Source organism: Xanthomonas sp. WHRI 7064 (assembly GCF_040202355.2).
GTDB classification, from domain to species: domain Bacteria; phylum Pseudomonadota; class Gammaproteobacteria; order Xanthomonadales; family Xanthomonadaceae; genus Xanthomonas; species Xanthomonas arboricola.
Map to the genome: position 1 here is coordinate 3610819 of NZ_CP167821.1, position 20165 is coordinate 3630983.

11 protein-coding genes and 1 other RNA gene are annotated in these 20165 nt (G+C 66.4%); 4 read left to right on the forward strand and 8 right to left on the reverse strand.

All coding sequences use genetic code 11. The features are described from left to right. The first annotated feature begins 16 nt into the window (after nucleotides 1-16). Together ABQY74_RS15465 and ABQY74_RS15470 are read left to right on the forward strand one after the other, a co-directional pair. Nucleotides 17-1435, forward strand: a complete 1419-nt coding sequence (locus tag ABQY74_RS15465) for a M28 family peptidase (RefSeq protein WP_065032738.1) — start codon at nucleotides 17-19, stop codon at nucleotides 1433-1435. 189 nt (nucleotides 1436-1624) lie between these two features. Then, nucleotides 1625-2677 (forward strand): LacI family DNA-binding transcriptional regulator, encoded by a 1053-nt coding sequence (locus tag ABQY74_RS15470; RefSeq protein WP_039525778.1) that lies wholly within the window; start codon nucleotides 1625-1627, stop codon nucleotides 2675-2677. A gap of 237 nt (nucleotides 2678-2914) precedes the next feature. Here ABQY74_RS15470 and ABQY74_RS15475 read toward each other — a convergent pair whose 3' ends face one another. Beyond that, nucleotides 2915-5851: a TonB-dependent receptor gene (locus tag ABQY74_RS15475; protein ID WP_039519349.1), complete on the reverse strand. Its 2937-nt coding sequence runs from the start codon at nucleotides 5849-5851 to the stop codon at nucleotides 2915-2917. 141 nt (nucleotides 5852-5992) lie between these two features. Then, complete coding sequence (locus ABQY74_RS15480) at nucleotides 5993-9463, reverse strand: LamG-like jellyroll fold domain-containing protein (protein WP_349792135.1); 3471 nt, start codon at nucleotides 9461-9463, stop codon at nucleotides 5993-5995. Between the two features lie 219 nt (nucleotides 9464-9682). Between ABQY74_RS15480 and ABQY74_RS15485 the strand changes: the two genes are divergently transcribed. Then, a complete protein-coding gene (locus tag ABQY74_RS15485) occupies nucleotides 9683-11647 on the forward strand; it encodes a glycoside hydrolase family 97 protein (protein WP_349792137.1) in 1965 nt (654 codons plus the stop codon). Nucleotides 11648-11948: 301 nt separating this feature from the next. Further along, a complete protein-coding gene (locus ABQY74_RS15490) occupies nucleotides 11949-13427 on the forward strand; it encodes a neprosin family prolyl endopeptidase (protein WP_349792139.1) in 1479 nt (492 codons plus the stop codon). Nucleotides 13428-13478: 51 nt separating this feature from the next. On the opposite strand, the gene ABQY74_RS15495 is transcribed toward ABQY74_RS15490, so the two are convergent. The 6 genes from ABQY74_RS15495 to ABQY74_RS15520 form a co-directional block, all read right to left on the reverse strand. After that, on the reverse strand, nucleotides 13479-14993 hold the full coding sequence (locus ABQY74_RS15495; RefSeq protein ID WP_349792141.1) for a carboxylesterase family protein: 1515 nt from the start codon (nucleotides 14991-14993) through the stop codon (nucleotides 13479-13481). Then, nucleotides 14990-15913 carry a TrmH family RNA methyltransferase gene (locus tag ABQY74_RS15500; protein WP_104589659.1) on the reverse strand — a complete coding sequence of 308 codons (924 nt, stop codon included), beginning with the start codon at nucleotides 15911-15913 and terminating at the stop codon, nucleotides 14990-14992. Before ABQY74_RS15500 ends, ABQY74_RS15495 begins: the two co-directional genes overlap by 4 nt. 323 nt (nucleotides 15914-16236) lie before the next feature. Then, entirely contained in the window at nucleotides 16237-16779 is a 543-nt protein-coding gene (locus tag ABQY74_RS15505; RefSeq protein ID WP_349792143.1) for a GNAT family protein, read from the reverse strand. Nucleotides 16780-16799: 20 nt separating this feature from the next. Beyond that, a non-coding RNA gene (locus tag ABQY74_RS15510) (sX9 sRNA) lies at nucleotides 16800-16873 on the reverse strand. A gap of 116 nt (nucleotides 16874-16989) precedes the next feature. Continuing rightward, nucleotides 16990-19665 carry a M1 family metallopeptidase gene (locus ABQY74_RS15515; RefSeq protein WP_349792145.1) on the reverse strand — a complete coding sequence of 892 codons (2676 nt, stop codon included), beginning with the start codon at nucleotides 19663-19665 and terminating at the stop codon, nucleotides 16990-16992. A 136-nt stretch (nucleotides 19666-19801) separates the two neighbouring features. Continuing rightward, nucleotides 19802-20131 carry a hypothetical protein gene (locus ABQY74_RS15520; RefSeq protein ID WP_184229895.1) on the reverse strand — a complete coding sequence of 110 codons (330 nt, stop codon included), beginning with the start codon at nucleotides 20129-20131 and terminating at the stop codon, nucleotides 19802-19804. Nucleotides 20132-20165: the final 34 nt, after the last annotated feature.

The window sequence follows — 20165 nt, forward strand, 5'->3', positions numbered from 1 at the left end:
GTTGGAGCCGCCCTGCATGCGTCGCCTCGCTGTCGCCATCTCTGCCCTACTCGCCTGCACACCCGCGCTTGCCGCACAGACCACCATCGCCGATGGCGCGCTGCGCACCGCCGCGCAGCTGCGCGAGCAGGCCCTGGCCGACACCACCGGCTTTGCGGTGGTGGAATCGTTGACCACCGAAGTGGGCCCGCGCATTGCCGGTGGCGAGGCCGATCCGCGCGCGGTGGCCTGGGCCAAGGCCAAGTTCCAGTCGCTGGGCTTCGACAAGGTGTGGACCGAACCGGTGAGCTTTCCCAAATGGCAACGGCGCAGCGAACAGGCCGCGGTAATCGGTGCGCATGCGCAGCCTTTGCACATCACCGCACTGGGCGGCAGCCCGGGCGGTACCGTCGAAGGCGAGGTGGTGCGCTTCGACAACCTGGCCGCACTGCAGGCCGCACCGGCCGGCTCGCTGGCCGGCAAGATCGCGTTCGTCGATTACCAGATGACCAAGGCGCGCGACGGCAAGGATTACGGCAATGGCGGCGCGGTGCGCAGCAAGGGCCCGTCGGAAGCGATCCGCAAGGGCGCGATCGGCTTCGTGATGCGCTCGGCCGGCACCGACTCGCACCGCGTGCCGCATACCGGCATCACCCGCTTCGATGAAGGCGTGACGCCGGTACCGGCAGCGGCGTTGTCGGTGCCCGATGCCAACCAGCTCGCGCGCCTGACCGCGCTGGGCAGCACGCGTGTGCGGCTGGCACTGGATTGCGGCTGGGATGGCACCGCGACCTCGTACAACGTGATCGGCGAGATCACCGGACGCAGCAAGCCGAAGGAAGTGGTGGTGATCGGCGGGCATCTGGATTCGTGGGATCTGGGCACCGGCGCGATCGACGATGGCGCCGGCGTGGCGATCACCATGGCCGCCGGCCACCTGATCGGCCAACTCAAGCAGGCGCCCAAGCGCAGCATCCGCGTGGTGGCCTTCGCCAACGAGGAGCAAGGCCTGTACGGCGGCAAGGCATATGCAGCCGCGCACGGCAAGGATGCCAAGGACATGGCGCTGCATCAGATCGGCGCGGAGAGCGACTTCGGTGCCGGGCGCATCTATGCGTTCAACACCGGCTCGGCGGCACCGGACGCGTCGCGCGCAGCGACCAGACAGATTGCCGAGGTACTCGCGCCGTTGGGCATCGCGTATGAGCCGAGCAAGGGCGGCCCCGGCCCGGATGTCGGGCCGATTTCCGCCAAGGGTGGCGCCTGGGCATGGCTGGCGCAGGACGGCACTGACTACTTCGATCTGCACCACACCGCCGACGACACGCTGGACAAGATCGACCCCAAGGCGCTTGCGCAAAACGTCGCGGCCTACACGGTGTTTGCGTATCTGGCGGCCGAAGCCGATGGCGATTTCGGCAGCCGCGCAAAAAGCGTGCAACCGCCGAGCGAGTAACTGCATTTGCAGACGTCGCGGGCACTCCTCGGTTGAGTGCGCGCGGCACAGAGCACGCGCACACCGCGCGTGATCTGTGCCGATACCGACATCGCAGTGACGATTGCCAGCGGCCAGACACGTCCTGATCGCTGCAGGTCTCAAGCACGCCACCCGCCTTCCGCTTCCACTCCAGGACGAGCACACACAATGGCGGCCAAGCGCCAACGCAGTGCGAACAACGCGGCAACCTTGCTGGATGTGGCCAAGCACGCCGGCGTCTCGCCAATGACGGCTTCGCGCGTCATCAACCGCCACCCGCATGTCGGCGAGGAGATGCGCGTGCGCGTGGAGGCCTCGGTCCAGGCATTGGGGTATCGCCCCAACCTGGCCGGCCGTTCGTTGCGCACCAGCGGCCTGTTGCGCATCGGCGTGCTGTACAGCAATCCCAGCGCGGCCTATCTCAATCAATTCATGCTCGGGCTGCTCGAACAGAGCAGCCTCAATGGCAGCCAGGTGCTGGTGGAAAAATGCGGCGCCATCCGCAGCCAGCGTGCCGCCACCGAGCGCTTGCTGGCGGCCGGCGTGGACGGCGTGATCCTGCCCCCCCCCCTATGCGATTCACGCCAGACCATCGCCGAACTCGACGCACGCGGCATCCCCGTGGTGGCGGTGGCAAGCGGCGCACCGATGGCGCAGATCAGCTCGGTGCGCATCGACGATTATCAGGCTGCGCGCGCCATCGTCGATCACCTGATCGAACTGGGCCATCGCCGCATCGCCTTGATCAAGGGCGACCCGAAGCACACGCCCAGTGCATTACGTGCCAATGGCTATCTCGACAGCCTGCAGGCTGCCGGCCTGCCCGTGGCCGAAGAGTTGATGGCAGACGGTCTGTTCACCTATCACTCCGGCCTGCTCGCCGCGCGCAGCCTGCTCGCACAGGCGCAACCGCCCACCGCCCTGTTCTGCAGCAACGACGATATGGCCGCTGCTGCGGTGGCAGTCGCACACGGGCTGGGCCTGCGCGTACCCGAGGATGTATCGGTCGCCGGCTTCGACGACACCCCGGTCGCCACCACCATCTGGCCCGAGCTCACCACCGTGCATCAACCGGTCACCGCGATGGGCCGCGCGGCGGTGTCGCTGCTGGCCGATGCGATCCGCCAGCGACGCAAGGGCGATCCCGCGCAGGGCGTGCATCAGGTGATGAAGTACACCGTGGTCAAGCGCGGCTCGACGGCCGGGCCGCCGGCGCGCTAAGCGCCGCATCGATCGGCATTGTGTAACGCCTGCGGCATCACGTTCAAAAAAACGGCCACATCGCTTCCCGACGATGCGGCCGAATGGGAGGGTGCCTGACGTTGCCGTCAGGCGTACTGCAGCGCCGCACTTAGCGGCGACGGGAAGAAAGCGCAATGACCGCTTGGAGAGCGACAACAGCGAAACATGCGCGACCCGGCGCGGGGGTGCGCTGGGTCGCACAACGGTGCAGCCGGATCAGAAGCGCAGACGCAAGCCCGCGTAGTAACGACGCTCGAAGATGTTCTGGTCGTAGTAGTGGTTGGTCCACTGCGCGTAGCGCCGCTCGCTTTCGCCGGTCAGATTGGTCGCCTGGGCGTACAAAGTCAGATGATCGTTGACGTCGTAGCTGAAGGACGCATCGAGATAGCCCACGTCGTCGTTCCAGATCGCCAGCTCGTCGCCCCAGGCACCGCTGTTGACCTGACTGAAGCGCTTGCTGCGCCAGTTGTAGGCCACACGCGCCTGCAGCTTGTCCTTCTGGTACCACAGCACCGCGTTGGCTTGGTGCTTGGAGTTGTCGCCGATCGGCAAGGTGTTGCCGTCGATATCGGTGTTGTCGGTATCGGCATCGGAGAAGGTGTAGTTGATGTTGGTACCGAAGCCGCTCAACCAGCCGGGCAGGAAGTCGAAGGCTTGCTGATACCCCACTTCAAAGCCCTTGATCTTGCCGCCACCGCCATTGACGATGCGCTCCACCGGGCCACCCAGCCGCGCCACGCCATCGGCGTCGGGCAACAGCTCGATATTGGTCACCGTGGTGGGGAACGACTTCACATCGATCAGGAACGCACCCACGCTGACCAACGACGCATCGGAGAAATACCATTCCCACGAGGCGTTGTAGTTGGTGGCGCGATACGGATCGAGATCCGGATTGCCGGAGCGTCCATTGAGGAACAGCACCGCATCCGAGGGCAACGCGGGATTGCGCGGTGGCGTGCCGTTGACCGCATAGAAGCTCACCAGCCCGCGCCCGAGATCGGGCAGGTCCTGGCGCGCCACGGCCTTGTTGTAGGCAAAGCGCAGCTTCTGCGCATCGGTGATGTCCAGCGACAGGTTGGCGGTGGGCAGCACGTCGGTGTATTGACGGTTCAGGCGATTGGTACCGATCGCCGGGCTGACGCCGTTCCATTCGACATTGCCGATGAACACATTGCCGCTGCTCAGGTACTGGTCGATCGCCAGCTTGGTCTGCACAATGCGCGCGCCGATGTTGGCCGTCCACGGAACCGCGCTGCCGGTACCGCCTTCCAGATTGGCCAGAAAATACGCTGCGGTGCTCTTTTCGGTGACTTTGTAGGAGTCGGCGGCCTGCTGGTAGGCCACGTTGCCCGGATACAGGCTGTTGAGATAACCCACCGGGTCCTTCATGACCTGCGGGTTGATCGCCGGCAGACCCTGGCTGCCCAGGCCGGTGACCTTGAGCGGATCGAAGTCGTTGAAATACGCCCAGTAACCGGGAATCGAATTGAACGGCAGCAGGCGCGCTTCGGAGACGCCGCTGCAGGTGTCCACGATCAGCGGATCCTTGAAGTAATACAGCGAGCGGTTCGGGTCGGCGCAGCTGGTCGATACCGGCGACAGATAGCGATAGGTATCCAGCTTGACCTCGCGCTCGCCGTAGCGGATGCCGAACTGGAAGCCGCGCACCACGCCCTCGTCGAACTCGAAGGTGCCATCGGCGCGGAACGCGTCCATCGTCGCTTCGATCTTGTTGCCCTGCGCCCAGGTCGACATCAGCTGCCAGTTGTCCGGGTTGGACACGTCGGTGCCGAGGTTGACCGCCGGATAGGTGCCACGGAAATCCACCGAGGCATCCACTGTCGGCAAGCCGTTGGCGTTCGCCCACTGCGTGACGCCACCGGCACGCGTGATCTGGTCGCCACGCGTCACCACCGCATCGGCACGCGCTTCGTCGTAGGTGCGCTGCGCATCGCCATGCACCCAGCGGAACGAGGCACGCAAAGGGCCACCATCATCGAAGCGTAGCTCCAGATTAGTGTTGAGCGCGTCCGAGTCGGCAACGCCGGCCATCGAGTGGGCCTGGAAGCGGTTGTAGCGGAATTGGCCGTATTCCAGCACGCCGTTGGAATCGACCACCGACCCGGGCTGCAACTGGTTGGTGGCCCAACCGGTGTGCAGCTGCGCGGCCACCGAGGTGTCCTGGTCTTCGAGCTTGGTGTAGGCCGCATCGGCCAACACCGTCCACGAATCGTTGATGTTGAACTGGAACGAGCCGTTGATGCCGGTGCGCTGGCGATCGGTGCTGCGGTTGTCCAGTTCGGTGGCGACCCAGTTGTAGAAATAATCGCGCGGCAGATTGCTGGGGTCGGTGTTGCTGCCGATGCGCCCGTCGCCGTTGAAATCGAAGCCCACATTCTGCTCGGTGGATTTCTGTGCGCCGTTGGAATACACGCTGGGGTGCTTGTTTTCCAGCGTGGCATCGGAGTACGACACGGCCAGCAACGCGCCCCAGCGCTCGGTGCGGAAGCTGGCCAGCCCCGAGTACAGCTCGTTGAGTTCCTGCACGCGGTCGCCGTAGGAGCCTTCGGCCTGGCCGCTGAAGGTCCAGCCTTCCGGCAGGTCGAACGGGCGCCGCGTCTTCAGCGAGACGGTACCGCTGATGCCGCCATCCAGATCGGCGGCGGTCGGCGACTTGATCACGTCCACGCCACTGAACAGCGTCGGCGGGATATCGACGAAATCCGGCTGTGCGCGGCCGATGTTCGGCTGGCCGTATTGATCGCCGCCACCGGCGCTCAGGTACAACTCGCCGTTCATGGTGGTCTGCACCTGCGGCATGCCGCGGATGTTGAGCTGCGAGCCCTCGCCGGCCGAACGCCGGATCTGCACGCCGGGCACGCGTTGCAGCGAATCGGTGATGGTGACGTCGGGCAACTTGCCGATGTCTTCGGCAGAGATCGAGTCGATGATCTGCGCGGCGGTGCGCTTGTTCTCGATGGCCTCGGCCTGCGCGCCGCGCACGCCCTTGACCATGACCTTGTCCAGGTCGGTGACCGCGGCGGCATTGCCGGCGTCCTGTGCGCCTGCGCTGCCGGCAAGCAGGGTGAGTGCAGCCGCGAGTGCGGCGGCCAGTGGGGTGTGGCGGGTGTTCGAATGCAGCTTGTTCATGGTCCCCTCCCAGGGATGACGACAATCCACGACCGTTTCGAATGGCATTGCAGCAACGGCAATGCGGTATTGGCTGACGCGCAATCGGCGTGTCAGTGCGAACGCCGTGCGCGGGCACGGCGCGGCAACGCGCTGGCGCCGCTACGGAGGCCCGTTGGCAACGCCTGTTGATGGTTCGACATTCCAGCCGCGCACCTGCAGCGTGGCATTGCGCAAGCTCGCCGCGGACGGGCCGCGGATCTCGACCTCACGCTGCTCGCCCGGCACCAGGCTGAGGTAGTTGTCGCTGTAGTACGCCGGCAGGATGCGTTGGCCTTGCGCATCCACCAGGGTCAGCTTGGTGTTGAGCGCAACCTGCTGCGAGGCATTGCGCACGCTGGCGCGCAGCACCGGTTCGGCACCTTCCTGCAGCTGCGTGCTGAGCTGCACCGGCACTGCCGCCAGCGCATCCAGGCCGCGCATGGCCGCCGCATCGCGCGCCACCCAGTAGAAATTGCGCGAACGCACGACCGCATCGCGATCGAGCAATTGCAGCCGTACAAAGCCCAGTCCATTGGTGTCCTTGAGCAACGGTGCCAGTTGCAGCACCGGTGCCGACACCGCAACCGCCGCGGCCTCCAGCGCTTGCTCGCGCTGCTGCAGCAACTTTCCGTCGGCGGCATAGACTTCTGCGCGTACGCGCAGGCCGCTCACCGGCTCGGCCGCATTGTTGACCACCACCACCTCGTGGCCAGGCAGGTTCATCTGCACATGCAGCATCTCTGCCGCATTGCGCACACCGTAGTAGGCCGCGTGGGTGTCGTAGTCGTGGCTGTAGATCTGCCACATGTTGCTGGGCCAGGCCGGATGGCTCATCCATAGCAGCCGCCCGCTGTTCTTGCTCCACAGCTGCGCGTTGAAGCCTTCGAAGATGGCGCGGTGGGTGTCGTAGTTGAGCAGCTGCGCCTTGCGTTCGAAGTCGGCCAGGCTGGTCGGCGCGCCGAGCTTGTCGGTCAGCGAGCGCATGAAGCTGGCGGTGTCGCCGTTACCGGACTGGTGCCAGTCGTGATACGCCCAGGCATCGCCGATCGGCCACTGGTCCTGCACCGCAGGTACCGATGCCTTGAACGACTCCAGGGTGGAGAACGAGGGCGTGCCCACTTCCACCGAAAAGCCCTGCGCCAGCTTGTTGAAGTACGCCACCGGCTCGCGGTAGTTGTACGGGCCGCTGCCCTGCAGATTGATCTCGTTGGAACTGCCGGTATACCAGCGCGTGCCATCGAGTTCGGCCACCAGCTGGTCCAGGCCTTCGTTGAGGATCGGCGCCGGCACGCCTTCGTTGCGTCCGAACCACAGCACGATGGAAGGATGATTGCGGAAGCGCTTGATCACCTCGGCGGCGTTGTCCAGGAACAGCGCTGAGTCGGCCGGCTCCATGTTGTAGTTCTGGGTGGACTGCCAGAAGTCGTTGAGCACCAGCATGCCGTATTCGTCGGCCAGCTCGAAGAAGCTGGCTTCGGTGTTCTGCCCCACCCAGTTGCGCACCACATTGAAATGCGCATCGCGCTGCAGGCGAAAGTATGGCTCCAGCCGCTCGCGCGAGACCCGCTTGCGCCAGTCGTCCATGCCCCAGTTGCCGCCCTTGACCGCAATGCGCACACCATTGATGCGTAGTGCCAGATGCGGGGCCAGGCTGTTGTCGTCGAGCTGCTGCACCGCCGGCGAGGACAAGGCGCCGGGATACAGGGACTGCGCATTGCCGCCGGGTACCGGACGGATCGCTGCATGCCGCACGTCGACGATGCGCTCGCCGCGCTGCCGGGCCTGATTGAGATCGACCAAGACGCGGCGCAGCGCGCCATCGTCGTCGAACAACGACAGTTCGTAGGTCACCTGACGAATGCCGAAGCGCAGCTGCTGCGCATCCGACGGCGTGCCGGCCACTTCGACGCCGGCCTGCAAGGTGTACAGCGCAGGCTCGCCATAGCCGTTGGGCCACCACAGGCGCGGATTGGCGACGACCAACTGCGGCGTATCGGCAGCGGTGAGCTTGAGCGTGCTGCCACCGGCCGGTACGTTGACCTCGCGCCGGATGCGCACATCGCCGAAGGCCAACTGCAACGTGCCCTGCACTGCTGCGGCAGTGTCGTTGCGCAATGGCACGTTGATTTCGAGTTCTGCGCGGCGGTGGTCGGGTGCCAGCCGTGCAGTGACCACCTGGGTGTCGCCCAGCGCCAGCGGACCTGTGGCATGCAGCTGCACGTCCTGCCACAGGCCGGCATTGCGATCGCGCACCGCCGGAATCCAGTCCCAGCCTTCGCTGGCGATGAAGGTCGGCCCATCCAGCGCCTGCATGCCGCCATTTTCGCCGACACCGGCCGTCATCGACTGTTCGTGCGCGATGCCGGGGTGCGGTGGTGGCGACACCCGCACCGCAACGACGTTCCTGCCCGGCTTGAGCTGCTTGCTGACATCGAAGCGGCCGCGTGCGAATGCGCCGCGGGTACGGCCGACCTGGGTGCCATTGACCCAGATCTCGCCGGCGTAATTGATGCCGTTGAACAACAGCTCCAATCGCTTGCCTTGCAGTGCTGCAGGCATATCGAAACTGCTGCGGTACCACCAGTCCTGCCGGCTCAGCGATTCGGGAATCGCCATGTTGTTGAGGCCGATATCCGGATCCGGATACACGCCACGATCGACCAGCGTGGTCAGCACCGTGCCCGGCACGGTCGCGGCGCGCCAGCGGGTCTTGCCGGCGGCGTAATCGCTGCGCGACAGCGTCGCACCGCTGGCCTGACCGAGCTCTGGTGCCGCAGCGAGTTGCCATGCACCGAGCCGCCATGCGGCGGCATCCAGCGGCTGCAGCGCAGGCGCTTCCGACACCGGCCTGGCGACCGGCGCCGGGAAGGGCGCCGCGCTGCGCGGCAGGGTCGCCGCCGCTTGCGGCGCGAGTTGCCCTGCCATCTGCTTGACCTGCACGCGCCAGCCAGGCGATGCGTCTTCGAAGCGCTGCAGCGCGGGATCCGGCGCCTGTCCGGCAAGCCGTGGGATGGCTGCCGCATCCAGCGCACCGGCCTGTGCGGTGAAGCCTGCGATCTGGCCGCCGAAGTGCTGCGTATACGCCGCCGGTTGCTGGCGCGGGCCGAACACCAGCGTGGGCGCGACCGCAGTTTGCTGCACGTTGCCGCTGGCCACCTGGCGGCCATTGGCATACAGGCTCAGGCGCGTGCCCTGCGCAATCGCGGCGACCTGCGTCCAGACACCGGCGCGCAGCGGCTGCTTGCTGCGCAGCACATGCTCGGCGCCTTGGGCAAAGCCCAGCATGCCGTTGTCGATGACGAAGAAACGGCCAGCCGCCTGCGGATCACCGAGCCCGGCAATCAATGCCGGGCCGGTGGTCCCGCTGGAGGGCCGCACCCAGGCGGACACGCTCCAATCCGCATCGGCGGCCAGCAACGGCGTTCCGGCGGCGAGCTTCTTGCTCAGCCCGAGACCGCCCGCGAGCACGCGCACGTCGTAGGGACCGGGCGGATCGGCATCGGCGGGTGCAGCCTCCACTGCAGTCCAGGCGATACAAGCACACAACAACCACAGCGCTCCACGGCGGAACGCCTTGCGAACCATCAGCATTAGAGGCCTCTCCCAAGCTCTACTGCCAAGCAACGGTGCACACCACATCGACGCAACCGCCAAGGCGACGCGTCGTCGCCTTGCCATTGCATCTGTCGTGATGCCGCCCGTGGCTGCCGCCCCTGTTTCAGCGGCCATGGTGCGAGGTAACGTTACCCCAGGTGGATATCGACGACAACCGTTCTGCGTTAGGGTTGGCGCTCCCAGGAGGAGGGACCCATGCGAAACCTGATCCAGTCCGCATTACCGGCGGCGTGCGCGCTGCTGTATTCGATCGCGCTGCCTGCAGCTGCGCAGCGTTTGCAGGTGCAGTCGCCCGACGCACGTACGCAGGTGGAATTCACGCTGCGCGAGGGCGGCGTGCCGACCTATCGCGTGCTGTATCGCAACAAAGTCGTGCTCGACGACGCCCCGCTCGGACTGGATCTGGGCCGCGCCGACACGCTCGGCAAGGCGATGACGTTGCAGGGCAGCACCACCGAAACACATGACAGCCGCTTCGCCCTGCCCGTAGGCAAGACGCGTCAGGCACGCGATCACTACCGTCAATTGCGCGTGCAGTTGTCAGACCCCAAACAGCGACGCCTGACGGTGGAATTGCGCGCCTACGACGACGGTGTTGCGCTGCGTTATGTGTTGCCCGACGCCGGTGAGGTGCGGATTCGCAATGAGCTCACCGGCTTTGCATTCCCCAGCGATTACCCATGCTGGAGCTTGAACCTGGGCCGCTTCGGCACCAGCCATGAGGGCGAATACGATGCGATCGCCGCATCCAGGCTGCGCCCGCACAATCTGCTCGAGTTGCCGCTGGTGTGCCAGATCGATGCCAGCGGCACCACGCTGGCGATTGCCGAGGCGAACCTGCGCGATTATGCCGGCCTGTATCTCAGCGGCCGCGAGGATGGCAGCCTGGGCGTGTCGGCGAAATTATCGCCACGCCTGGACGACCCCAAGCTGGCCGTCAGCTTTGATGCCAACGGCCGCGATTTCGCCACGCCGTGGCGGGTGATCATGCTGGGTGACAGCCCGGCCAGCCTGATCGAATCCAATCTGATTTCCGCACTCAACCCGCCGCCGGCCTTCGATGCGAGCTGGGTGCGCGCGGGCAAATCGGCATGGGATTGGTGGTCCGGCTCACTGGCCAGCGGCGTGGCACAGCCGGGCATGAATACCGCCACGATTCAGCGCTATATCGATCACGCGCAGCAATTGAAACTGCAATACATGCTGATCGACGATGGCTGGTATTTCGGCAGCACCGGCGATGGCCAGTACAACGTCGATGCCGATATCCGCCGCCCGGTGGAGCAGCTCGACCTGCCGGGTCTGGTGGCCTACGCACGGCAGCGCGATGTCGGGCTGTGGCTATGGGCGCATTGGCGCGCGCTGGATGCGCACATGGACGAAGCACTCGCCTGGTATCAGCAACTCGGCATCAAGGGCATCAAGGTCGACTTCATGGACCGCGACGACCAGCAGATGGTGGATTTCTATCACCGCCTGCTCGCCAAGGCCGCCGAGCACAAACTGCTGGTGGATCTGCATGGCGCCTATCACCCGACCGGCCTGACCCGCACCTATCCCAACTACCTCACGCAGGAAGGCGTGCTCGGCGCCGAGTACAACAAGTGGACCACGCGCATCACCGCCACCCACAACCTCACGCTGCCGTTTACGCGCATGTTGCTCGGGCCGATGGATTACACACCGGGTGGCTTCCGCAATGTGCGCCCGGCCGAGTTCAAGATGCAGCACATCGCGCCGCAGGTGATGACCACGCGTGCGCAGCAACTGGCGATGTATGTGGTCTACGAAAGCCCGTTCGCGGTGGTCGCCGACAGCCCGGAACAATACGAAAACGTGCCGGCAGCGCAGTTCCTGCGCGATGTGCCGGCGAGCTGGGATGAGACACGCGCACTCGATGGCGCGATCGGCGAGCACATCGCGCTGGCGCGGCGTAGCGGCAAGGACTGGTACGTAGGTGCGATGACCAACGAGCAGGCACGCACGCTGACCTTGCCGCTGGCATTCCTGGGCAAGGGCAGCTGGACCGCCACCATCTACGCCGACGGCGCGGTCCCGACGGAGGTGCATATCGACACGCGCAAACTCACCTCCAACGACAGCCTGCAGCTGCCATTGGCTGCAAACGGTGGCGCCGCCGTGCGACTGCAAAAAAAGTAAGAACAGCCATGCTTATGGTGGGGTGACCGTGCACACCTTTGCGCATCGGCAACGCGCCGTACGCAAGGGTGTGCATGACCATCGGCACGGCATCCGCTTAGCGCATTGCGCTTGCGGTGTGCCTGATATCACGCAATGCGTGTCTGCCGATCCATTTGTTTTTTAGGCAGTTAGGATGCGCACGCCTTCAACGCAGGCATGCGCCGGCTAGCCAAGCCCGGATGCCACTGCAGACTGAAGGCGCTGTCCTGCATGGTGCGCCGCGTGCAGGCAGTTCCGTTCCGGCGCCAGGGGAAAACACATGATCTTCCGTTCTCATCGGCCGATGTCGATCGGCCGCGCCGTTGCTGCGCTCTGCGTTTGTGCACTGGCTCCCGCCGTTGGCGCCGCCACGCTGCTACCGCCATCGATCTCGGCCAGCAGCGACCGCAGCATCGACACACTGATGCCACCGCTGCTGCGAACACCTGCCACCGCAAGTATCGCAGCCGTGCGGCGCGATACGCTGCGTACGTCGCTGCAGGCAGCGCGTGCATTTCCGCAGGTCACGCGCGACTTCAAGGAGTTCCTGGATGCGCAGGCGCAGCTCGGTTACGCCACGCGTGGTGCCACGGCCAAGGTCAGCAGCCCCAGCGCGTTCGCCGAAATGCAGCGCTATGTGTTCAACCGTTACAACGGCCTGACGGTGCTGCGCAGCGTGCACCAGGACGGCAAGGTGTTCGACTGCATTCCGCGTGAGCAGCAGCCGGCACTGCGCGATGGCAGCGCGCCGGCGGCGCCGCCCGCCACCCCGGGCAACATCGGCACCGACACGCCAATCGATGCGGTGCAACGGTGCGACACCGGCAGCGTGCCACTTGAACGCATCGGCCTGGCCGAGATCAGTAGGCATGCGGATCTGCGCAGCTTTCTGCGTGGCAGCACCCCTAGCGTGATTGCGCCCAGGCAGGCAGATGCGGCGCAGGAGGCGGCATCGGTGGTGCATTACTACTCCACCATCTACCTGGACACCGCCGGCTCGCCGGTGACCGGTGCCGGCGCCGATCTCAACACCTGGGTGCCGACCGTCACCGCCAACGATGCGCAATCAATCAGCCAGATCTGGCTGGGCGGTTACACCCGCCAGGGCGTGATCCAGACGCTGGAAGCCGGTTGGCAGACACAGCCCGGGGCCGGCTGGGGCACGCGGCCGATCCTGTTTATCTACTCCACCCAGGATGGCTACATCACCACCGGTTGCCACAACCTGGATTGCGCCGACTTCGTGCAGACCAGCACTGCCAACGTGCTTGGTGCAGCACCGGCCGGTGGCTTCAGCACCGCAGGCGGCAAGCAGGCAATGCTGCATGTCGAATTCCAGCGCAATGCCGACGGCTACTGGTGGTTCGGTTTGAATGGCGAATGGATCGGCTACTACAAGTCCGAGCTTTACGCGGGCGATATTGCCGAGGGCAGCGCGAACATCTTCATCTCTGCGGGCGGCGAAATTTCCACCTGGGATGGTCGTCCCAGCGCACCGATGGGCAGCGGCCGATTTGCCAACGCAGGCTATCGCCAGGCCGCGTTCCAGGCCAATCACTTCTATCGCGATGCGGCGATGGCCAGCCATCCCGCGCAGCGCCTGTCGAGCCTGAATGTGGAGCAGCCGTCCTGCTACACGCTGGCGATGGCCGGTTACACCTATCCGTATGCGTTGGGCGCAGGGGTCACCCGCACCACGCTGTCGCCGGAAATGCAGAACGGCGGCTTCTACTTCGGCGGGCCGGGCTGCGCACGCTGAGTTGAATTGAGTGGAGTCAATCGCGCGTACCGTGGTGGTACGCGCGATCGATTACGGCAAATCCACGCCTGCGCACACCGCCGGGCGTGCATCCTTGAGCGGGCGCACGCCACTGGCGTCGAACTGCAATGCCGCATGCTTGGGCGCAAATGCCGGCCAGGCCGGCAAGCCCTTGGTGTTGGGATTGCCACGCTGCACAAACGCGGCCCAATAGCGCTGCAGACTCACCGGCGGCTGGCCGATCGGCAGATCCTTGAACAGGAACGGCAACTCGGCGCTATGCGTGACCTGCCCGCCCGGTGCGGCGGTATCGAACACGTAATGCCACACCGGCACGCCAAGCGCGGCCTGATGCTGGGCGACAGTTACTGCCGGGCAACGGAAGGTCAGATCGGTGGACAGCTGCATCGCTGCATCGCCCTGCCGTGCGGCACGCTGCGCCGCATGCGTGCGTTGCGCCTGCAGCACGGCATCGGCCTGCGCCGGATAGTCGCGACGCAGCCGCGCCTGCGCACCCTGTTTGCCGCCGTATTCCAGCTCCTGCACCACATAGCCGATCAACAGCGGCACCTTGGCCTGCGCGCCGTCGGCCAGCAACGCGGCCGGCGCACGCGGCAGCACGCGCCCATCGACGACCGCCTGCAGCCAGATGTAGGCATCGTCATCCAGTGCCGGCACGTCGACATCCTGCCCGGCCTTGATCAGCTGCTCCACCGGCAGCGCGCGCAGCTGCGCCAGACGCGTGGCGGGCTCGTCGATACCTGCACGCTTGGCGATCTCCACGCCCAGCGCGCGATTGTCTTCCAGCGAACGCGCCGGCAATCCGAACCCGGCGGTGCCGCTCTGCTCGATCGCCGCGGAAAACAGGCCGCGTGCCAGCGGGCTGAGCATCAGCAAGCCCACATCCTGGCCACCGGCCGACTGCCCGGCGATGGTGACCCGCGCGGGGTCGCCACCGAACTGTGCAATGTTGTCGCGCACCCACTGCAGCGCGGCGATCTGGTCGAGCAAGGCATAGTTGCCGGCGGCTTGATGGTCGCCATCGCGCAATTCCGGCAGCGACAGGAAGCCGAGCGCACCGAGCCGGTACTGCAGCGTCACCACCAGCATGTCCTGTGCGACCAGGTTGGTCGGAAGATGACCATCGGCGCCGCCGGCCACATTGGCGCCGCCGTGGATCCAGACGAACACCGGCAGCGGCTTGGCCGGCTGCAGCGTTGGTGTCTGCACTTCGACGTAAAGACAATCTTCCGTACCGCGCCTGGCCATGGCGTTGTTCCAGCCCAGCGCCGGTTGCACGCACGGGGTGGCGGCCTGGGTGGCATCGCGCACGTCCGACCAGGCAGCAGCCGGTTGCGGCGGCTGCCAACGCAGCGCGCCTAGCGGCGGCGCGGCAAACGGAATCGCGCGAAACACCGCACTGCCGTCGTCCTGCCACTGCCCGCGCACCAGGCCGTGATCGGTGCGCACCTGCGGCGGTGCGGCAGGCGTGGAGGCCGCTGCAGCATGCGCGCTGACACTCAACGCACAAGCGGCGGCAAGCAGACCGGCACACAGGCGCATCACGACTCTCCACCCAACGCGCGGGCACGCCAGGCGGCCTGGAACACGGCGGTGGCCGAGGCCACGTTGAGGCTTTCGACCTTGCCGCTGCCGCGGATCGACAACTGCAGGTCGCAATCGCGCGCGAACTGGCGGTCCATGCCCTCGCTCTCCGCGCCCATCACATACACCAGCCGTTGCGGCAGCGCGGCGGCGAACACGTCCTGGCCGCCCTCCACCAGCGTGGCCGCCACTGCGAAACCGGCCTGACGCAGCTGCGCCATCGCCGTTGCGGTGTCGGGCAGTTGCACCAGCGGCACCGCTTCGGCGCCACCTTCGGCCACGCGCGCGGCTGCGCCAGACAGACCCAGCGTGGAGCCGGCAGGCAGCAGCAGGCCGGCTACCCCGAAGTGCGCGGACGAGCGCAGGATCGCGCCGAAGTTGTGCGGGTTGCCCACGCCATCCAGCCACAGCGCCAGCACCGGCCCCTGCGGCAACGCGGCCAGCCAGTCCTGCAACGGCTGCGGGGCGACGCGCAGCACATCGGCCACGACGCCCTCGTGGTGGGTGCTGGCGGCGAGCTTGCTGAGATCGGCCTCCTCGACCACGCGGTAACCGATGCGCTGGGCCACGCACCAGGCCAGCAAGGCCTTGAACTGCGGAATGCGCGCCTCGCTCAGATACAGCTTGCGTACCGCCTCCGGGCGCGCCTTGAACACGGCCTGCACTGCGTTGATGCCGTACAGCCGCAGCTCGCGCGCATTGCCGCCGGACGACGAAGCCGCGGACTGCGCAGCAGCAGGCGTGTAAGCCGTTGGCGCCTGCTGTGCCGGCGGGCGCGCTGCCGGTGTGCGCGGCGCGGCGCGGCCCCAGGGATTGTGCGAGGCGCCGGAGCTGCCGCCATCGCGCGGCGGTCGTCCGCCCCGTCCATCATGCTGTGTCATCGTCGTATCCAGGGTTCGTGTTGCTTGCTGGCTCTGCGGGGACCGTATCGCCCCTTCCGCCACCAGCGGTGTTCGTCATCCTGCAGGCCGGCATAGCCGGCGGTGCAGACGCATTGGCGACGATGGTAAGCCACTGGCGCAACGAGCCGTATACGAGGTAGCCGAAGCGCGGCCTTCGAGGCCCTGCAGCTCGGGTGAATCGTGTTGACGTTGACGCTATGCAGGACACACGGGATTGGTGCCGATGCCGGTGACGGATCTGCGCCAACCCGCAGTGCGCAGACGCGCCTGGCCCACGCGTTCGCCAGCGCACATGGCCGGGATCAGTCCAGATCGGCCGGCACCCCCACCCGCGCGAACACGCGCAAATCGTGCAGCCCATCCGGCCGCATGATCGCGCAGCGGCTGCAGCCTTCTTCGACGAAGCCGTTGCGCAGCAGCACCCTGGCCGATGCCGGATTGGTGTCGAGCACGGTGGCCTGGACGCGATAGAGCGGCAAGGACTGCATTGCCCAGGGCACGTACGCGCCCACGATGCGTGTCATCCAGCCACGGCCCCAATACGCACTGCCGATCCAGTAGCCCAGCTCGGCCGAAAAGCGTCGCTCGCCCTGCCCCGGACGCACTGCGATCGTGCCGCAGGCCTGGCCGTCGATCTCGATAGCCAGCACCGGATGCTGCAGGTCGACCACGCGTCCGGCCAGAAAGGCCTCGCCATCGGCGCGCGTATACGGATGCGGGAAGCGCTCGCTCAATCCACGCGGCACCAGCGAGTCGTTGGCATGCCGCAGCAAGGCGTCCAGGTCGTCCTGGCGCCAGCGACGCAGCACGAAACCATCTCCGTGCAGTGTCAGTGATTCGTCCATCGCTTCGGCCCTGTAATGACTGATGACACCTGGCGAGCAGGCGCCAAATGGTTGCGGACGGCGCGCCCAGACCGGCAATGTGCGCGTGGCACATGCCGATTGCGGACAGTGGGCGCGCGCCTGGCGGTGCACGCTGTCGTCTTGTCAGCTACTCCGATGTGCGCGGTATCGCCACTGCAGATACCGCGCACCCGGGCCGCAGGCCGCGGCTCAGCGCTTGGTGGCTTGCGCCTGCTTGAGCGCGGCGCACAGGCGGATGGTCTCGCCGGTCTGCGCCATGCCGCGGTCGGCGCCGCTGAGCGTGGCCAGGCGCGGCTTGAAGAACGCATCCAGGCGGTCGGCTTCTTCCACGCTGCAACCGCCGGACGCACCCAGCGCCGGCAATCCGCCGCCGTCGAACGAACCACTGCGCTGCACGATACGGTCGAAGTTGGCGGTGAACCACGGCCACATCGACGCATGCGAGGCCTCGTAACTGTGACCGCGCATCAGCAGGCTCTTCATCTCGCCCACCTTGATCGCATCGGTCAGCGCGAAATCACGCACCTGCTTGAGCAGCGCCGGGTCCTGCAGCGTGCCCAGGGCGGCGATCATGGCGTTGCGCTGCGCCGGGTCGGCATGCGTGCGCAATGCGTCGATCAGGCTCTGCACCGCCGGTGCGCCGCGCTCCTGCGCGGTCACCGCCAGTGCGGTGCCGAGCAGATCCGGATTGGCTTTGGAGAAGTCCAGCGCACCATTGCCGCCGGCCAGGACCGCATCGCCCTGCGCCAGCAGTGCCTTGCGTACTTCCGCGTTCTGCAGGCGCAGCGCGAACAGCCCGGCCAGCGCCGAGCGCAGGCTGGTGTCGTCGATCGACTCGCCGCTACGCCGCGTGTAACCCAGCTGACGCAGACGCGGCAGATACGCCTGTTCGGCGGCCTTGCGCAGTACGTCGCGCTGGGCCTGGCTGGTGGCCTGGTAACGCCAGATCCACACGAAGCGGTTCAGCAGCGCGGTGGACACATCGGCCGATTCGGACGGCGCCAACTGCTTGAGCGCTGCCAGCACGGCGTCGCCGTCGGTATCGCCGTGGCGGTAGGCCGCATCGATCGCATCGGCATAGGCCAGCTGTTCGTTGTCGTCGAGCTGGCCGACCTGCTTGCCCAGTTCAGCCAGCTGCTTCTTGGGCAGGCTGAAACGGTAGTAGCCTGCGCCACGCGCGTTCGGGAACACCCAGGTGTTCTTGCCGGCGCCGTCCAGCACGATGCTGCCGCTGCCGTCTGCGAGCATCTGGCAGGCAGTGCCGACCTGGTTCTTGCCCTTGCCGTACTTGACGCACACCGGAACGCCCCATTGCTGCGCGGTGGAGCCGGTGGAACCCAGAGGCAGATAGCGTTGCTGCTGCAGCTTGACCACGGTCTTGCCGCCTTCGCGGGCGAGCTGGGTCTGCAGATACGGCACGCCCGGCTGATTGAGGAAGCTGCGGAAGGCGGCCTTGAACTCCTCGCCCTTGCCGGCGGCATCGGCGATCGCATCGACCAGATCGTCGGCGGTGGCACTGCCGAACTTGTGCTTGGCGATGTAGGCGCGCATGCCTTGGCGGAACACGTCTTCGCCGACGAAAGCCTCGAACATCGCCAGCACCGCCGCACCCTTCTGGTAGGTGATGCCGTCGAAGGCGGTCTCGATATCGCCGTTGCCGGTGATCGGCTGGCGGATCTTGCGCGCGCTGACCAGGCTGTCGTTGTCCATCGCATGCTGCGCGCCGCCGATGCGGTCCAGATTGGCGCGGTATTCCGGGTGCAGCTGCATGGTGATCTTCTGCTGCATCCAGGTGGCGAACGCCTCGTTCAACCACAGGTCGTCCCACCATTCCATGGTGACGGCATCGCCGGTCCACTGGTGGGCCAGCTCATGCGCATTGGTGTTGAAGGAGCGCTGCACGTTCTCGGCCGGCGAGTCCTTGTCCAGCAACAGCAGCCAGTCGCGGAAGGTGACGAACCCGGGGTTTTCCATCGCACCGGCGCTGAAGTCCGGGGCGGCGACCAGATCGAGCTTGTCGAACGGATAGCCGAAGGCGTAATAGTCCTCCAGCGCGGCGATGATCGCCGGGGTCTGGTCCAGCGCCGGGGTGATGCGCGGGCCCTGGCCCTTGGCGGCGATGCCGCGCAACGGGGTCGGGTTGGGGCGCTGCGGGGTGGCCGGCATGGCCGGCACGTCCACCACATCCCAGGGGCCGGCGGCATAGGCGACCAGATAGGTCGGCAGCGGCACGGTCGGGGCGAAGGTCACTGTCTTCCAGCCCTTGCCGGCCGGCTTGGTCGAGGTGGCGATGGTGTTGGCCAGCGCCTGGTCGTCGGTGGGCACGGTCAGGCTGAGGTCGAACGGGGTCTTGAATGCGGGTTCGTCGAAACCGGGGAACGCGTAGCGCGCGCTGATCGGCTCCATCTGCGTCATCGCATAGGCCTGGCCTTGGTACTTCACCTGATACAGGCCCTGCAGCTGCTGATTGAGCGGCGCGCTGTAGACGATGTCCACGGTGAGCGTCTGCGGCTGCAGCGTGCGGCCGAAATCCAGGCGCACCACACCGGCCTGCGCATCGGCTTGCACATAGCGTGCGGTCAGCGCCTTGCCCTTGACCGGCTTGACCGTGACCTTGCTGACCTTCAGTTCCTTGCCGTGCAGCCAGAGGTGATCGGAAGCCTGCTTGAGCTGCACGCGGATGCTGGTGCGGCCGCTGAACTCGCTCTGGTCCGGATCGATCTTGAACGACAGACTGTAGCGCTCGGGCACCGCCCAGGTCGGCAGGCGGCCATTGGGCACCGGCTCGCCGGAGGACTGCGCCAGCGCGGTGCCGCAGCACAGCGCAAGGAGGGAGGGAGCAAGCAGGCAGGCAAGACGACGCATTGGCGATTCCGGGCAGGGTAACCGCCGAAGTCGACCACAGCAGGCCATGACTGTCATGTGACCTTAGTCATTGCACGGCCGACGCAGTGGGGCGCAGACACGCCGCCACATCGGCGCAGCCGCCCGCCAGCGCGCGTTACGGCAGCGGCCACAGCACGAACATGTCCACCACCAGCAGCACCAGCGCAATGCTGCCGAGCAGGGCTGCGCGCAGGATCGGGCACTGCAGTGGCGCGATGCGGCGTGCTGCTTCGACCGAGCGTTGCCGATGCGTGGCCGGCTGCACGGACGCTACTGCAGTGGCGTCGGGCGGTTGCCCTGTTCCCGGTGTTGCAGCGCGTGCCGAGAGCGCAGCGACATCGCCAGCGCGCGATGCACCGCAATGCGGGCACGGCATCTGCGCAGCCTGCCCCTGCGCAAGCCGCAGCGTGGATAGGTCGTCATTGACGAAAGGCAGCGTCTGCATCGCATGCACTCCTGGGCTGGATTGCGGCGTCCGG

What these genes read in the sequence shown, in the direction of transcription:
- ABQY74_RS15470 (WP_039525778.1), top strand. Translation starts at nt 1,625, where the DNA reads ATGGCGGCCAAGCGCCAACGCAGTGCGAACAACGCGGCAACCTTGCTG.
- ABQY74_RS15520 (WP_184229895.1), bottom strand. Translation starts at nt 20,131, where the DNA reads ATGCAGACGCTGCCTTTCGTCAATGACGACCTATCCACGCTGCGGCTT.
- ABQY74_RS15505 (WP_349792143.1), bottom strand. Translation starts at nt 16,779, where the DNA reads ATGGACGAATCACTGACACTGCACGGAGATGGTTTCGTGCTGCGTCGC.
- ABQY74_RS15490 (WP_349792139.1), top strand. Translation starts at nt 11,949, where the DNA reads ATGATCTTCCGTTCTCATCGGCCGATGTCGATCGGCCGCGCCGTTGCT.
- ABQY74_RS15465 (WP_065032738.1), top strand. Translation starts at nt 17, where the DNA reads ATGCGTCGCCTCGCTGTCGCCATCTCTGCCCTACTCGCCTGCACACCC.
- ABQY74_RS15480 (WP_349792135.1), bottom strand. Translation starts at nt 9,463, where the DNA reads ATGCTGATGGTTCGCAAGGCGTTCCGCCGTGGAGCGCTGTGGTTGTTG.
- ABQY74_RS15515 (WP_349792145.1), bottom strand. Translation starts at nt 19,665, where the DNA reads ATGCGTCGTCTTGCCTGCCTGCTTGCTCCCTCCCTCCTTGCGCTGTGC.
- ABQY74_RS15500 (WP_104589659.1), bottom strand. Translation starts at nt 15,913, where the DNA reads ATGACACAGCATGATGGACGGGGCGGACGACCGCCGCGCGATGGCGGC.
- ABQY74_RS15475 (WP_039519349.1), bottom strand. Translation starts at nt 5,851, where the DNA reads ATGAACAAGCTGCATTCGAACACCCGCCACACCCCACTGGCCGCCGCA.
- ABQY74_RS15485 (WP_349792137.1), top strand. Translation starts at nt 9,683, where the DNA reads ATGCGAAACCTGATCCAGTCCGCATTACCGGCGGCGTGCGCGCTGCTG.